This is a genomic window from Carboxylicivirga agarovorans (genome assembly GCF_050589845.1).
Taxonomy (GTDB): Bacteria; Bacteroidota; Bacteroidia; order Bacteroidales; family Marinilabiliaceae; genus Carboxylicivirga; species Carboxylicivirga agarovorans.
This window is the reverse complement of sequence record NZ_JBNGPA010000015.1, coordinates 41978-58547: the sequence shown is the minus strand read 5'-3', so window position 1 is coordinate 58547 and position 16570 is coordinate 41978. Positions and strand designations below refer to the sequence as shown.

Annotated in this window: 11 protein-coding genes; all 11 read right to left on the bottom strand. The window is 35.7% G+C overall.

The window, feature by feature from the left end:
• Window positions 1-435: 435 nt before the first annotated feature.
• Window positions 436-1335 carry a hypothetical protein gene (locus ACRD69_RS15235; RefSeq protein WP_430815966.1) on the bottom strand — a complete coding sequence of 300 codons (900 nt, stop codon included), beginning with the start codon at window positions 1333-1335 and terminating at the stop codon, window positions 436-438.
• Between the two features lie 3 nt (window positions 1336-1338).
• A complete protein-coding gene (locus tag ACRD69_RS15230; RefSeq protein WP_430815965.1) occupies window positions 1339-2766 on the bottom strand; it encodes a RagB/SusD family nutrient uptake outer membrane protein in 1428 nt (475 codons plus the stop codon).
• Between the two features lie 11 nt (window positions 2767-2777).
• Complete coding sequence (locus ACRD69_RS15225) at window positions 2778-6311, bottom strand: SusC/RagA family TonB-linked outer membrane protein (protein ID WP_430815964.1); 3534 nt, start codon at window positions 6309-6311, stop codon at window positions 2778-2780.
• Between the two features lie 153 nt (window positions 6312-6464).
• On the bottom strand, window positions 6465-7661 hold the full coding sequence (locus tag ACRD69_RS15220; protein ID WP_430815963.1) for a FecR family protein: 1197 nt from the start codon (window positions 7659-7661) through the stop codon (window positions 6465-6467).
• A gap of 63 nt (window positions 7662-7724) precedes the next feature.
• Complete coding sequence (locus tag ACRD69_RS15215) at window positions 7725-8297, bottom strand: RNA polymerase sigma-70 factor (RefSeq protein ID WP_430815962.1); 573 nt, start codon at window positions 8295-8297, stop codon at window positions 7725-7727.
• Window positions 8298-8487: 190 nt separating this feature from the next.
• A complete protein-coding gene (locus tag ACRD69_RS15210) occupies window positions 8488-9081 on the bottom strand; it encodes an OmpW family outer membrane protein (RefSeq protein ID WP_430815961.1) in 594 nt (197 codons plus the stop codon).
• 30 nt (window positions 9082-9111) lie between these two features.
• Complete coding sequence (locus ACRD69_RS15205) at window positions 9112-9732, bottom strand: DUF4136 domain-containing protein (RefSeq protein ID WP_430815960.1); 621 nt, start codon at window positions 9730-9732, stop codon at window positions 9112-9114.
• Between the two features lie 672 nt (window positions 9733-10404).
• Window positions 10405-10929: a DUF4251 domain-containing protein gene (locus ACRD69_RS15200; protein ID WP_430815959.1), complete on the bottom strand. Its 525-nt coding sequence runs from the start codon at window positions 10927-10929 to the stop codon at window positions 10405-10407.
• Between the two features lie 358 nt (window positions 10930-11287).
• A complete protein-coding gene (locus tag ACRD69_RS15195) occupies window positions 11288-13579 on the bottom strand; it encodes a tetratricopeptide repeat-containing sensor histidine kinase (protein ID WP_430815958.1) in 2292 nt (763 codons plus the stop codon).
• A gap of 722 nt (window positions 13580-14301) precedes the next feature.
• Entirely contained in the window at window positions 14302-14790 is a 489-nt protein-coding gene (locus ACRD69_RS15190) for a thioredoxin family protein (RefSeq protein WP_430815957.1), read from the bottom strand.
• A gap of 166 nt (window positions 14791-14956) precedes the next feature.
• On the bottom strand, window positions 14957-16174 hold the full coding sequence (locus tag ACRD69_RS15185) for a thioredoxin fold domain-containing protein (protein WP_430815956.1): 1218 nt from the start codon (window positions 16172-16174) through the stop codon (window positions 14957-14959).
• Window positions 16175-16570: the final 396 nt, after the last annotated feature.

Below are 16570 nucleotides of genomic sequence, written 5' to 3'. Positions count from 1 at the left end.
ATTTATAGTGTTGTTCAAAACAAGAAACCATACAGTCAAGACTATATTTGTCTTGATCCTAGAGAAAGAAATATGAACAGCTCCAATGAAAAAGTGGCTTAAAAAATTGTAATTTATTAGAGTATATACTCTATTGATGCTTTCTGTAGGAATGGCATTAAGTATCACAGGACAGGTACTTATCGTATAAAGGCATTCAACATTAACCAATATTGTTGAATGCCTTTAAATCTGCAAAGGGTAATAGATAAATGATTATAGAACTTCAAACAATAGCTTAATACAAACGTAATATGAAACACCAAACTGTGCGATGCTCTGTTGCATCAAGGTATTGTTTAAAACAGTTTAAGCAGTTATTATCACATTATAAACAACTGAACACATCTACAGCGTTCTAAAAACTTTAGGCTTGTATCAAGTAGCTATGAAAAACTAGTTGGCTACATCATGTAAATTAAACCCATAATTGTTTTCAACATATTCCATTAAGATATTGTACTTAGCCTTCATTTTTGGATAACCATCAATCATGGCCAATAGCTCACTTTCGGTATGGGTAAAAATCATTTCAAAATAGGCATCTAAATCTTCATTCACATCATTAGGCGAGTAATATGGGTCAGATAACCAAGATGGATACCACCAATATATTGGTTTACCATAACCTTTCCAGAAACCATACTCATAAAAATCAATATCTTCCCACCAATCAACACCTGTATGGTCCAACATATTCAAACCATAGTACTCTTCACTAACCTGACCAAATTCGGCAGGAATCTTAAACTTGTCGTTAAGTACAAAATAGCCACGCCATAAGTCCAAATTAATAGACAGTTTCATCTCTTGGATCTCTTCTTCTGTATAGTCAGCAATATTATCACCAATACGTCCCAATGCCACAAAGCTTGTCCCTTTAAACGAAGCTAAATTCAACTCGCCATCATAGATGGTTTGATTAATGGAATCTGCCAGAAAAATGTATGGTGGAAAATGCTTTTTCTTGAAATCATCGGGGTATAATCCGGCAAAAATCGCTTCCAGCAAATTAACACCTTCCTCTAATAGTAACCGATCACTTTGTTCAACAAATACCACTTCATGATTATCCATAAATTCCCACTGGTAATCCAAGGTATCGTAGTTATAAAACACATAAGTCTCGTAGTTTTTGAAAAAGTCATAAATGTAACCATCAACAGGGTCATCACTTGGCTCTGGCCTCTTTTCATCTTCAGCCAATTCAGCCACAATATCGTCTTCTTTATAACACGCTGTAAATAAAACAGACATGCCAACGAACAATAAAATATATTTAAAATACAATTTCATAGCTTATTTATTTACAGGATTTCTATCTGGTCTTTGTATATTCTCTATCTCCTTATCGAAAACTGTTACGCTGTGCGGCAATGGAAGTGTATAAGACGCATCATTCTCTTCCAGCACATAGATATTGGTTATATTATTATCAGGATCTTTCATGTAAACATGCACTAATTCAGGGCGGCCCCATCGACGCAAGTCAAACCATCTTTGATCTTCAAAACACAACTCCATGCGTCTTTCCTGACGTACTAACAGAATGGCTTCCTCTCTATTTGCAGCACTTAGCTCATAGCCATCACTGCCAAAACGATTTTTACGAATTTCATTGATATCTGCCATCGCCTTCTCTACATCACCTTTTTCAGCATATGCCTCCGCTCTGTTAAGGTAAAACTCAGCGGAACGCATCGCTTTTCCATAAACACCAGTATAACCAGTCCAATTTTCCTTATCCGGATAGTATTCACCAGTTCCCTCCGAAAAATTTATAAGCTTTCTTAAATCGTTTGATTCAAATAAGTTAATTAACTCATCAGAGGCACAAAAGGTTGATAGAGTTGACCACCCCATTTTATAGTAGAAACTATTGCCATCGGCTGCATAGGTAAAAAGCAATTCCGGATTACTCTTTTCGATCAGATTATTATCCCACTGATCCAGATTATTAAAATTGTACAACCTTGAGTTTAAACCTAATCCTAAATTTGAATAGCTAATTGCCTGATCGTATTTTTGTTGATATAAGGCGACACGGGATGCCAACAAGTATGCAGCCTTAATATTCGCTCTAAACACATCTTTTTGAAGACCTGATGCGTTAAACAATGCTATTGCCTTATTCAGATCATTTTCTATCTCAAGATAATTAGCAGCCACCGAAACCCTTGGCAATAAAACATCACTGGCTTCAGTAAGCTTATTTATTGGTACGCCTAAATCTGAATCTGCTGTTGATACCTCATAAGGTTCGCCATACAGGTTAACCAACATAAAATAATACCAGGCACGTAAGAAGTATGCTTCTGCCAGTAAATCATCTTTCTTAGCACTTTGTTCTGCCAAAGCATTTACATCGTTAATAACAATGTTACACATCAAAATACTATGGTAATACCATTCCCAGGCATTATCGTCATTTCGGGCTCCGGAGATGCCAACTTCAGGATCACTTTGCCAGGCATAGTAACCGTACCCCTGCTCTCTGTAATCCGTGCCAAATGAACCCGAACTTGTAATATTTTTTACATCATCGGTCATCAACTCCAGGTACTCATGAAGGCGATCACTGCCCAGCATATAAGCTTCGCCATATAAAAGTTCGTTATAATCCTGTACTGATTGGGGTACAACTAAATCCTGAGAGTGCTCTTCAAGAAAGTCTTCACATGAAACCAATAGTATCAATAAGGCTATATATAATAATTTAATTTTCATTTTGAATCTGTTTAAAAGGTAACATTAAGTCCAAAAGTATACACCGGCGTTAAAGGAATTGATGCCGATTCGCTGCTGAATGCTACTTGCTGAGGATCGGTTCCTTTCAACTTCTTGTCTTTCCAGGTGTAAAGGTTACTGGCTTCAAATCGTAACCTCAAGTCATTAACATGTAGTTTGGTGCATATTTCTTTTGAAAAATCATAACTCAAATTTAGAGAGCGAAGCCTTAAGAAATCACCCGATGCCACACGCAAATCACTTTTATTATACATTTCCCACATACTTTCGGCAATTTCAATTTTTCGATCATCATACAACCATCCGGTACCCATGGATAATGGATCATCAGACAGCACCGGAATATCTGTATGGTTTTCGTCACCTGGTTGTCTCCAGCGGTCAACAAAGGCATCATCCATGTTTTGCTTCGGATTTGGCAAATGCTGGTTATATTCCTCATAAAGCGGATTCAAACGTACTTCGCGGCCAAGACTGAAGTAAAACATAGCACCTAATGTCCAGTTTTTATAACGAACATCAGTTGAGAAACCACCTTCTACATCAGGAGTTCTTTTACCAGAATAGGTCAACATCTGGGCATACATCTCTTCCTTTGTAATACCATCGGTTTCTTCTATTCCATCAAATGTTGGTAAGCCGTTTTCATCCAGGCCTGCATACTGATACGAATAAAATGAATTGAGTGCTTGCCCTGGCAATACCGCACTTCCATTCAGATAATCTGTGTAGTTAAGATTAGTCACACCGGCATCGGTCACCTTATTAATATTCTTTCCTCCATTGATGTTGAACGCCCACATTACATTATTTGTACGAACCGGAATAAACGTCAGGCTCACATCATACCCTTTGTTTTCAATATCACCACCATTCATTGACATGTAGTTACTCCCAGTCGTAATGGATAAATCACGGTTAACGATCATATCTTCCCCTATTTTCTTATAGGCCTCAACCGTACCATTGATTCGGCCGTTAAGTACTGAGAAATCAAGTCCTATGTTATAGGATGTGGTTTTCTCCCAGGTAAGATATGGATTAGGTAAACGCTCAAGAGTTGACAGGTAATATCCTGAAACATCATTACGGGCACCTAAACGGGCAAGCAAGTTTGGATTGGACTCATCTGAAATATTTCCCTGAATACCGTAAGATACCCTAAAACTCAGCTGATTCAACCAATTGGCCGATTTCAAAAAACTTTCATTATGCGCATTCCATCGTCCAGAAACTGACCACACAGGTAAGAAGCGATTATCTTTATTCTGTCCAAATTTATTGGAACCATCAGCTCGAACATTAAAGTTGGCAATATATCGATTATCAAATGCATAGGTGAAAGTACCATATAACGATACAATATTTGTTACCCTATCGGTAATCACATCTTTATAAGTTTTCTGACGTTCGGCGTATTGAGGAAACATAAGCGGATCAATATCAACAAAGCTTTGTCCTCTGTCTGGCAAATACCCCATTTGTGTTGTATTGATTCCTTCATATTGTGTAGAAGAAAATTCGGTACCCCCAATAGCATCAAACTCATGCTTCATATTAAGCGTTCTTTTGAACTGCAAATCGGCCCTAACGGAATAAGACGAATGGTTGATATTGTCATTGCTAATTTGGCCACCATATGGTAGTTCACAATCCAACAGATAGAATTCTTCATCCGGATCGTAGGCTGGGAATGGCTCCCCAAAATTGGCGTGACGCAATTTTGCTGCCATATAGGTTTCTTCGTCAAACCATTCTGTTTGTGCGGTATTACTCTTACTTGCACTAATAATACTTCTGAATTTCACGCCCTCTATAATTTGGTAATCCAGGTTACCAACAAAATTTAGCGATTGATTTTTAATGGTTTGATCTGAATGTTCCAATTCGTTAAGGATATTAAAGTCCAATGGAATCTCGTTTTCTCCTGCACCTGAATTGTTGTAATAAGCATACTCTCCGTTTTCGTCATAGGCCGGAATCGCACGCGATGTTTGATAAGCGTATTTGAACGGATCAATTCTTGAATGAGGGTATTGCTTTTCACTTACAGCACCACGCAGTTGCATGCCCACCTTTAAGCGCTCAGACAACTGTGTATCAAACTTCATCATTACATTGTATTGGGTTACATTATTGTCTTTAAATGTACCCTTCGCGTCGGTAAAACCACCTGAGAAATAGTAGTTAGTTTTGTCGTCAGCTCCTGAGATGGTGACGTTGTGTTTCTGTGAAAAAGACGTTCTGAACAGCAGGTCTAACCAGTCTGTATTCATTTCCTCTAAACCCTTAACTCGCTGTGCAAATTCAGAGTAATTAATCTTTTTGGAATAGAAATCCTGCAGGGCGCCTTCATAACCAATGTTGGCGGGTTTTGTAGCGTACCGCAAACCACGTTCTTCAATTTCTTTTGACACTTCTATTCGCTCCTGAGAATTCATCAAGTCCAACTGCGAATAATAAGGTCGTGCACTCACACTCAAATTGGTTGAATAAGTTACCTTTGGCGCTCCTTTTTTTCCCTTTCTGGTTGTAACAACAATAACACCATTGGCAGCCTTAACACCATAAATAGCAGTAGCTGAAGCATCTTTTAACACATCAATACGTTCAATATCTTCAGGATTTAATGACGAGATAGCATTACCAATAATGTTAATATTATCCAACGAATTTAATTCTGTTGGCGAAATAGGTACTGGATCACTAAGTACTACTCCATCAACCACCCATACTGGCTCACGGTTACCCGAAATAGATGAAGCTCCGCGAATACGAATTTTCGGTGCCGTTCCCTGCATTGAAGTTGGGCTAAGAACGGCCATACCTGCTACTTTACCTTCCAGCATTTTATCAACCGAAATTTCAGCCGCCTGCATCATTTCTTCGGCACTTAAAGTTGCGATAGAAGAGGACAACTTACGCTTTTCTATCTCCTGAAAACCAGTCACTACAACTTCCGATAAATCACTTATTTCTTCTTTAATAATTACATCAAACACTTCCTGTTGGCCTATGTGCAACTCCTTTGTTTCAAAACCGATAAACGAAACCTTAAAACTGCTAGCATCAGCGGGTACTTTCAATTCAAAATGTCCGTTTACATCTGTAATGGTTCCCCGGGAACCGTCACTTAAATAAACATTCACGCCCACCATCAACTCACCATTGGTATCTTTAACTGTACCTGATATCAGCTTCTGGTCTTCTTGTTGAATATTTGGTTTATTATCTTTATAGATAACAATTACATCGCTTTGGACACGGTAAGTCAATTCAGAATTTAACAATACGACATCCAGTACTTCCTGAATACTTGTATTCTCTTTCTGAAAGCTAACTTTAAGGTCAGTATCAATTTCACTTTCCTTATAAAGAATACCACAACCTGCTCTTCCTTTCAGGTCTTCAAATACCTCCATAAGTGTTGCATTATTGTAGCTAACACCTTTTACCTCTTGAGATAATGTACTACCAAAAACACTGAGATTAAATGCAAAAAACAGAATTAAAAAATTCTTCATTACCCAGTAGATTTTTCGCCATTTCCTTTTTGGTAAAAGAAATGACAGATTCGTTTCTTTTTTCATAAATTTGTAATGAATTAAATTTAACATGAATACATGAGTATTCTATTTTTAACCCGGAGTTTGTTGGCGCAATTCCGGGTTATTTAATTACTCAAGACTCTTTACTTTTATTACTCTATTACTTACTTCCAGTTTTATTCCAGAACCAATCTCAAGTAGTTCCAAAACTTGTGGTAACTGACTCAGGCGTTTTACTTCTCCACTAAATCGGATACTCCTCGCCTGCACGCTTTCAAATTTCACTTCTACATTGTACCACCTGGCAAGTTTATTTAAAACACTTTCCAGATCTTCATCATTAAACTGGAACACCCCATCTTTCCATCCCACATAATTACCTGCAATCACAGATTTAAGTACTCCTTTAGATGTGTCCTTATTTAAACAAAATTGCATATCTGGGTTTAATCTGATTTCTTTGTACGCTTCCCTGACTAACTTTATACCAACACTACCTTCTACCAAGGTAACCTGATCAACGCTCTCATTATCGTATGACTTAACGTTAAATCCTGTACCATATACTTTTACTTTCATATCATTAGTTTCAACGATAAATGGTTGATTAGGATTATGACTCACATCAAAGTAAGCTTCACCTTCTAATTGTACAATACGTTCTTTCCCTGTAAATGAACTGATAAAGCTGAGTCTTGAATCGGAGTTTAACCAAACATTTGTTCCATCTGATAAGGTTAGTTTGTATTCTCCGCCCTTAGGCACGATCACCGTATGCCATCCACCTCGTTTCGATTGCTTTTGTTTATCAGCTTGTCGGTAAATTAATGCTGCTTGTTTGTTTTCAACACTTACTAATCCATCAAGTAATAGAGTGGTATCTGAATTGTTCGACAAATCAAGAACTTCTTTGTTATTAATTAACAATACAGCTTTTTTCGTTCCTGGCGTTATAGCCTCTGACAGCTGCTGGGCATTATTATTCAAACCTCTGTTAAACAGTAATAAACCCGAAACAATCATCAGAGGTAAAACTACAGCTGCAGCTATTCGTGTCCATAGCGGTATTTTAAATTGCTTTTTTGAAGATGTTGAATAAATCTCATTTCGTAGATTAACCCACGCATTTGCCGTATTTAGCTGCGTATACTGAAGTAATTTTTCCTGAAGATTAACGTCATCGTACATACGAAGTAACAACTTCTCATTCTCCTCAGAATTATATTTCCATTGTTCAAGTTCTAAATTTTCAGCATTAGTGCTAATGCCAGCAATTTGCCTCACCAATAATTCCGAAACTCTAATATATTCTTCAACTTTTTTCATTCAATGCACATTTACAATAAAGAAACGCGAGAATAAAAAAAGGACAGTGAATTTTTGATTTTTTTACTGACAAGATTCAAATAAAGCGACGAGCACTGGTAAAATAAGTATTTGTTCACCTAATTTTTCACGCAAAATGGAAAATGCCTGCTGCTTATGGTACTTTACGGTGCTTGTCGTTATCCCCAACACTTCAGCAATCTCAACATTGCGAGCCCCATTCATTAGCATTTTACAAACTTTTTGACTTTGAGCAGGCAATTCATTAATGGCATTGATTAATAAACGATAAGTTTCCTCCTCAATCAACTGATTTTTAAAGTATGATAGGTCTCCAACCTTAGCGATAAACTCATTTTGATGTTCAGTAACTATCTTATTATGACGAATAATATTTAATGCTCTATTTCTAGTACTTACATACAAAAATGTTTTTAAAGCTAACGCGTCTTTTAACGTAGCTTTTTTTTCCCACAGTATTCTAAATACTTCCTGTAATAAATCTTCAACCTCAGAATCATCAGCCAAATATTTTTTTGCAAAGAAAAATAGTCCTTTGTAATAGCAATCAAAAATTGCTTTAAAGGCTTGTTCATTACCTTGCTTAAAAGCTATAAAATCATTATTCGTAAACATCTTCTGTGTTGAATCCTTTATACAACGGTTGGGTAAAGTTATTCTTTTGAATTATATATGCCAAACACATAGAGAACTTCGACTATTTAAACTAAACCGTCAATATATTCACATTTATTAACAAACAATACAACTCAAAAAAAAAGCAGGCTCAAAGTAGCCTGCTCAATTCATTTAATGTTCAACCATTTTAGTGATCCCAACTTAAACCAACGTTGATGCCGAACCAATTGCTTTGAGGAAGGTCCGATGATTTAAAGGATGTACTATAATCGAGACTCAACGAACAACTTACTTTATAATTTATGGGAATCATAACTCCAGCCTTAGGGGCTAATCCCCAGGTCCATCCTTTATCAGCTGTCGAGAACAAACCATTATCATTACGCTGTTCGACATAATACGTACCAAACCCAAAGCCGACATAAGGGCGAACACCTGCATCATCACCTGCAAAATAGTATTTCCCGGTAGCATGAATAGGTATAACATTTAGATAGCGATATTGGTTACTTGTGATAGCTCCATTTTCGATGGGGTAAGTACCTCTTTCTTTCGCTTCATAGAATGTATTCCAGCCAATGAAAAAACCAACTCCAACCTCAGGCTTCACGAATTTCTCATATTCAAAATTAGCTCCTCTGAAACTGGTCGGATTAATAAAGTCTTTGGTATCACCCAAAGGCAAAGCCATACCGTAATGTACATTTGTTTTAGTTTGCGCACTTACCCCTATACTAACAAAAGTCAGTGCTACTATAAATAAAGAATTTAATAACTTCATGTCTATTAATTTAATTGAGGAATAAGTGTCTTAAAATGGTACCTGGTCAAACAGCTCATCTATACCACGCTCGATGCGAGCACCAATGTTTGACTGACTACCCTGCAGCAAACCATCTAAAAAGCCAGCATAAACCAAAGGAGGTTTATCTGAATTTTTTAATGTTTGATCAGCCATTTCAATAACAACCGAACCGGTTTTATAATTGTAATAAACAGGGTACCAAGGATAATAACCTCCCCAGCCCCAGCCTGGATACCAAGGATACCAGCCACCCCACCAGCCTCCACCTGGAATCCAGGCTGCACCGTAATTATTTTGTTCAATAATTGCAATGGCAATGGCTAAGGATGTGTCCTGGTCGGCAACAGCAGGTTCAAGCCCCAGATTAGCTAGATGTTGATTAACCTGATTAAGAATATCTTCATCATAATTTCTATCTGGATCTTCAACTTCTTCACCATCCTTGATATGTAATATTTCATCAGGCAAATAATAATACTTTCCATCCAGATCGTTCCATGTATAGCCAGGATCATACTTAGAAATAGATGTATCCAGTTCCTCTAAATACTCTGCTCCACCAGGATAGCACGCATATGCTAATAATGCTATCCCTAATACAGTCAAACTTTTTTGCAGTGTTTTCATATAAAAAATTTAAGGTTATTATTATTCAACTCAGTTATTCTAAAACATAAACAATTAAATCTAAAAAAAGATTAATTTCTATTCTATCAAAAACCATTTAGTAATAATATTTATCAATCCTCCGATTTGCAAAAATAAATCCTTTCAATCTGACATACTGCGATTTAGTATTTATTTACTACGAGATAATGAAATATCATAAATCCGCAATTCCATTCAAAATGATACACCCATAACAACAAATCATATGCTGATTTTATGGTTGCTTTATCTTAAAAAGCAACCATTAGTAATGTATTTCAAAATTTCCCAATATCAATCAAGTAGATAGTCGATAAGCAAATAGGCTATCGGAGAACCTCTACCTTCCTTTGTCGACAGGCAGGCTCCATCATACGTACGCGAGCTATGCTCCTTCCTTTTATTAAAATGTCACAGGTATCTCAAATAAGCAACATATACGGCGGTTCATTAATTATCAATACTTAACTCTTTTCGCCTTTGCTGCATTGTTCTAATTTATGCACAGGCTATATCCACCTATGGGACGTCCCCCTTGTGCATATACAAGACAACTTTCACCCGTTGGACTTTCATTCAAGACACACACAAACAAAAAAGGGCACTTACACTTTTGGTAAGCACCCTTTTTTTTATTAGAAAATAGCCTTCTTATTCTTTGTCGCCTTTTGATTCCAACTTTGTAATATCACCATTGTAGTTGATATGACTACGATTATTGCTAGTAACACTAACAGAAGTGCTGCCATTGTATCCGATATCCATTCTAATGCGGTAATGATCATTCTTACTCTTGGCTTCAAAACTATAACTTAATCGCATTTTTTTCTCATTCAGCTCGATTTCTTCATTTAATATGGCTGTTTTGTCAAATTTAATACCGCCATCACCACCATAAGGTACCGTGAAGCCTCTTCCGAAAAATGGCATATCGCCTTCTGTTTCATCGCTCAAAATATTAATGAACCCATAATTGGTGGTTAAATCAATGGAACGGCCTCCTTGCGGAAATGCCCTGTCGGGCACAAAAACAAATTGCTTGCTATCAACAAGCTTTTTAGTTTCGGTAAATTGCTCCATGCGCTTTTCTTTCTTATTCTTTTTTTGAGCACACGTACTTTCAAAAGGTAAAATGAGCAATACTGACAAAATGATACTGCTAATAAACGTTTTCATGACTCTATCTTTAAATTATTTACTATGTTTTTGACAATTCAAAGATGGCGCAAACAAAGGCCTTCCAATAACCTTTTCAGACAATCTGATGTGCCTTTTAGACACATACTATAAACCATACCGATAGGACATCATCGTACTGATTCAATCTAAAATCAACTTTAACTCATATTAAATTCGATTTATACTAAATTAATTTCGAATATAAATTTAATTGACCATTCCTTTAACTACATTTTACACCTAATCAGCGAAGTAAATGGCATGGACAATACAGAACAACATCACACACAGTTATTAATATGAACATGAATTAGTATATTACAGCATTGCTCACAGTCAATAAACATTTGCCTTATTAGGAACTTCCGAGAGGCAAGCTAATCCAAATCTTAGTTCCAACCCCTACCTGACTCTCGACGCCGATTTCACCCTTGTTTCTGTCAATAAACTCTTTGCTCAGGATTAATCCTAATCCGGTTCCTTTTTCCCGAATGGTACCAGGTGTTGAGTACATGGTGCTCCTGTCGAAAACAGTAGCCATCACCTCCGAACTCATTCCCACTCCTGTGTCAGTAACGGTTACTTTCACAATATCGACATCAAGCTCTGCACTTATCTCTACCCGTCCATTAACAGGAGTAAATTTTACAGCATTCGCAATTAAATTACGCAACACCGTACTAATCATATTATAATCAGCATAGATACACCAATTGTGTTTTATTGCATTTATTAATTCAATCTCCTTAGATTTTGCGGTATTTTCTAATAGGTCAATTACTTCATTTGTAATTTCTCTGACTCCAATTTTAACCGGGGTAACCAGCAAATTATCTGAATTAGAACATGCCCAATTGAGCAAGTTATCCAATAACCCATACGATGCTTTCGCATCTTGCACGATGGCTTCCATCATAACTTTCTTGCGCTCATCCTGAAGTTCTTCATGGCTTAATAGAAGTAATTCTCCTAAATTGTACAGATTGCCTAAAGGCCCTCTCAAATCATGCGCTATAATTGAGAAGAACTTGTCCTTTATTTTAACCAATTCTTTCTGCTTAATGTTAACAACCTTAAGCTCATCAGCCTGTTTTTTAATCTCGTTCTTCTGCCTGGCAAGTTCCTGGTTGGCTCTTCGCTTTAGCTGATAACTTCTAAAAACGCCTAATGCGATTAATAACATCACTATAAATCCTCCCACAAAAGTATTTCTTATCAGTCGTTGCCGCTTATCTTCTTCATTTTTAACAACCTCCATTTTTTGTTGCTCAGATAGAGCCAATTGCCTTTCTTTATCAAATTTATGTTGCATTTCCAGGGCTGTAATTGCCTTTATTTTTTCATTACTAAAAATACTGTCTTGCAAACCTTTATATTGAACATGAAAATCAAAGGCGGTTTTAAAATCTTTGAGCGAAGCATATATATTGGCAAGCTGTTGTAAGGAGTTTATTAATTGATCTTTTCGAGCATGATCTTTTCTAATTTCATAAGCCAACATGGCATTTTCGAGTGCTAAGTTAAATTGATTGGATGCATTATAAACATCAGCAATTCTAGCATAACAACTGGCTACCTCGGGTAAAAGCCTGATTTTTTGCCTTATCTCAAGTGCATTATTATAATAACTCAGTGCTGTTTGCGGAGCCTTATCGGAGTAGTATTGCCCCAGTGAATATTGTACATCTGCTCTCTCGACATCACTATTAATTCTTTCTGCTATTTGTTTAGCTTCTTTTAAACACGTTAAAGCCAGTGAATCTTCCCCTTGATTAACATACATAGTACTCAATCCATTGAGACATAAAATCTGTTTAGAATCTTCACCTCTTAAAGTGTTCAATTCAAGGGCATTTTTAATGTAGGTTAATGCCTCCGCCGTATTATTTAATTTATCATGAACAAAACCAATACTGTAGTAAAATAGTGCCATCATGGTACTATCTTTTTGCTTTTCCGTTGAAGTCAATCCTTCCTGAAAGGCGGATAACGCTTGTTCAAAATCACCAGTGGAGTTATGGATGTTACCTTTGACCAATAACAGATTCGCTTTGCCATTACTATACTTTGGTTTTTCTCTAATTCTAATAGCTTCCTCAATACATGGAATAGCATTATATTCTTCCTCTTTTGAGTCATATAAGGTGGCTAAATTCTCCAAATTCATAAGTAAATGAGTTGTATCTCCGATTTGCCGGCATATTATTAATGAATGATGATAATTGGTAATGGCGCTATCTCTCTGTCCCATGTAAAAATAGGCCGAACCAATATTGAGATGCGTTTTCATTAATCGAAAATCGTTCTGTTCAAGTAAAAATAAGCTTTGTGATTCTTTATAGTATTTAATGGCCTTCGGATAAACGCCATTTACAAGGTAAGTTGAGCCAATATAATAAGTAGCAAGAGCCTGCCCCTCGATATAATTTAGCTTTTGTGAAATATCAAGTGCGCTTCTGCAGTAATTAAATGCTGTGGCGGAATCCTTAAAAGAAATGACTGTTAGCTCATTTAACAACCTAACACGTGTTGTATCATGTTTGGCATTTTTAAGTTCGTTGCTAAGACTATCAACACGATTTGACTGCCCGTATGATATCACAATACTAAAACAAATAATCTGAATATATATGAATAACTTTATCATCCAATCCAGTTTTAGCAAAACACTACTTATATCGCTCGATTCAATACCATCTTAATGCTAAAAAAACTCTTTTAATTATACTCTCATTTATTACCTTACTTTCAATCACATAAATCAAAGTAAAAGTAATTGTTTTTAATCAATGTTGTCCAAAATATTTTTGGCGCTTCGCCCAAACCCGACTTACTTTTTGTTCTTGATGACAAAAACTAAGGAAAAAGCATCAAGGCTGCACCTGCTTCACTCATAAAACTACGGTTCTTTAACTGAAATCGTTTAAACTCGCTTCGCTCACACAGAAAACGATTTTTAAGCGTCAAACAACCTTGTTTTATGGCTCATCAGCTGAGGCTCTTTCGTAACAAGTCGTTTCGAGGTATGGAATAAAACGTTTAGGACGCTATTGGTTTTTAATACAAAAAAAACTCTTCGGAATAAATTCCTCATTTTGATAAAGTAGCAAGCGCAAGTTCAATGAATTGATGACTGCCTGAGCACAGTGTTTTTTTTCTTCACAATAAACCATTCGACAGTTGAGACCAATAGCACTGAATTAGTTCATCGCATCGATATTTTGCATGTATAATATACTAAATGTGTTTTATTGGTATTGCCATCCCTTCGAAAATTGCTAGCATGCTATTTAGTCTGAATTTCAAAGAACACTATTTTTTATACTCACTAGTATACACCTCATAATCAATACATCAAACTACCTGCCATTACTTTCCTAGGAGAAACTGATCAATTATCCATTTGAATTTCTCCCGGGTTTCTTCATTGGTCTTTACTCCTACTATCATTTGATAATATCCTTCCTGAGGACAAAATACAAATGAAGGCAGACTTTTAACTTCAAAAATTTCGCCAAGCTCGGGTTCCTTTTCCACATTAATCTTATAAACATATATGTCATCCTTGTATTCAACAGAAAGCCGGTCAAGAAGAGGAGCCACTCTTTTGCAGGGCGTACACCAATCTGCATAGAAATCAATCACGCATGGTTTATCTCCTTTATATATCCACTCATCTGGATTCGATTCAAAGTCCCACACCTTTTCGATGAACTCTTTTTTTGTTAAGAAAACCATTCCTTTAAGCTCTTCTTTCTTAATTTCGTTAGTACTTATCTTTTTGTTTTGAGCTTTATCAGAACAAGCCGATAATAATAAAAGAGCTGTAGCAAATACAACCATTTGTAATTGTTTCATATCAAATAATTTTAAATAACAGTTGATTAATTCTAGTTCGCTTAAATTAAGCGTGGAATAGCTATTAACCCGAGTTTTTTCAATTTTAACTTAGAACATAATTGTCAAATAGTTTAGGTAACGCCTAGTCACATAAATACATCCACATACGTCAAAAAATATTACTTTACATTTCTACAACCTTACTTTTCAATTTTAAAAAATGCTCTGGTATTTGTCCTTTATGCTCTTGGTTAATATGTTCATAGCGTTTAATACTTTCAAGTGCTTTAGCCTTATTGCCAGTTAAGTAGTACAAATTAGCTAAACCATAATAATGGCTAATCTTATCACCTGCAATTTCCTGAGCTTTCAATAATAAAATGATACCCTCATCAAAAGCACCATCGATGGTCTTAAAAAGAGGATCTTTTGATATATGATATGTTGTTTGAATCAGAAACAGGTAAGCAGCTTCTTTATTAACAGCAACCATGGCGTTAGCTGATGTCTTAATTTGATTAATCCAATTGTCGTATTGCTGATGCTGCAAATACCAGTTGCCAAATAACTCAGCCTCAAACATCAACTGATTAGAAAGTTTAAAATCTGTTTTGCTTTGCTCAACTACGTTTTTCAATTCATCAATATCCAGATTTCTGGCTTGATTCTGCAAATGGCTTTTGATACAGGTACAAATTACATGATTGAATTTGTCTTTACCAATACCATTAGTAGCGTATAAAGTATCTTTATTATCTACAATATAGTTATAAACATCACTTTTGTATGTAAGTGCTTTTGAAAGCAGTAAAAAATCGAAAACTTCAGCTTGCAGAAATGCACTTTTTTCAGTTTCGTTAAGAAACGACTGACTTACTTGAACCATCATAGTCCTTTCTGAAGCATACTTAAGGGTCTCCATATAGTCCAAAATAAAAACTATTCCACGTTCACCTTCATTATAACGTTTATTGAGTGTATTTAATTGTTTTTCTGGCTCACTTATGGCAATATGAGCAAAATTCAATAAATCTTCAGCTTTCATATTACCAGCAACTTTATGTAGCATCTTACCATTCGCATCAAGAAATAATAAGGTGGGGTAAGAACTTATACGATAATTTTGAGCCAAAGGACGCAACTCTTCTTGTTCCATATTCAATTTTATATTGATAAAATGCAAATTGAATAGATCTCCTACCTTTTCTTGTGTAAAAACATTTTTATCTAATAATTTACATGGCGCACACCAGCTGGTATAACAATCAAGGAAAACTAATTTATCATTCTTTTTGGCCTGTTCTAAAGCTTGTTTTAAATCTATATTCTCAAATTTAATTCCCTGTCCTTTTGACAATTGAATGATGAATAGAAGTATTATTGTTACAACGGTATTCTTCATATTGATTTATATTAAAAATAATGAGCCGGAATAATTCATTTATAAAAAGGATGACATTAATATGATTAGAAACATTCAAATAAAGCAATCTTATAATATTATATGTAAATTATTACGAAAATAAAAAAGGGAATCACTGTCCGGCTTTCATGATTCCCTTTTATTTTGAAATAACTCGTTAGTTAAAACAAAATCTAATTTCTTCCGTTGGATCAAGCCTGAATACTTTAAGCAAGTTACCTCGTAATTTCAGAACGACAATTAAAAGACTATTTCCCTCATATTTATACACAAAGTTCTTTTCAACCATATGAGTATTAAGTACAAGATTTCCCGTTTTATCAAATATGGTAATATAATCTACCTTTGTTCCTTGGGTAATTTCTAATCGATTAT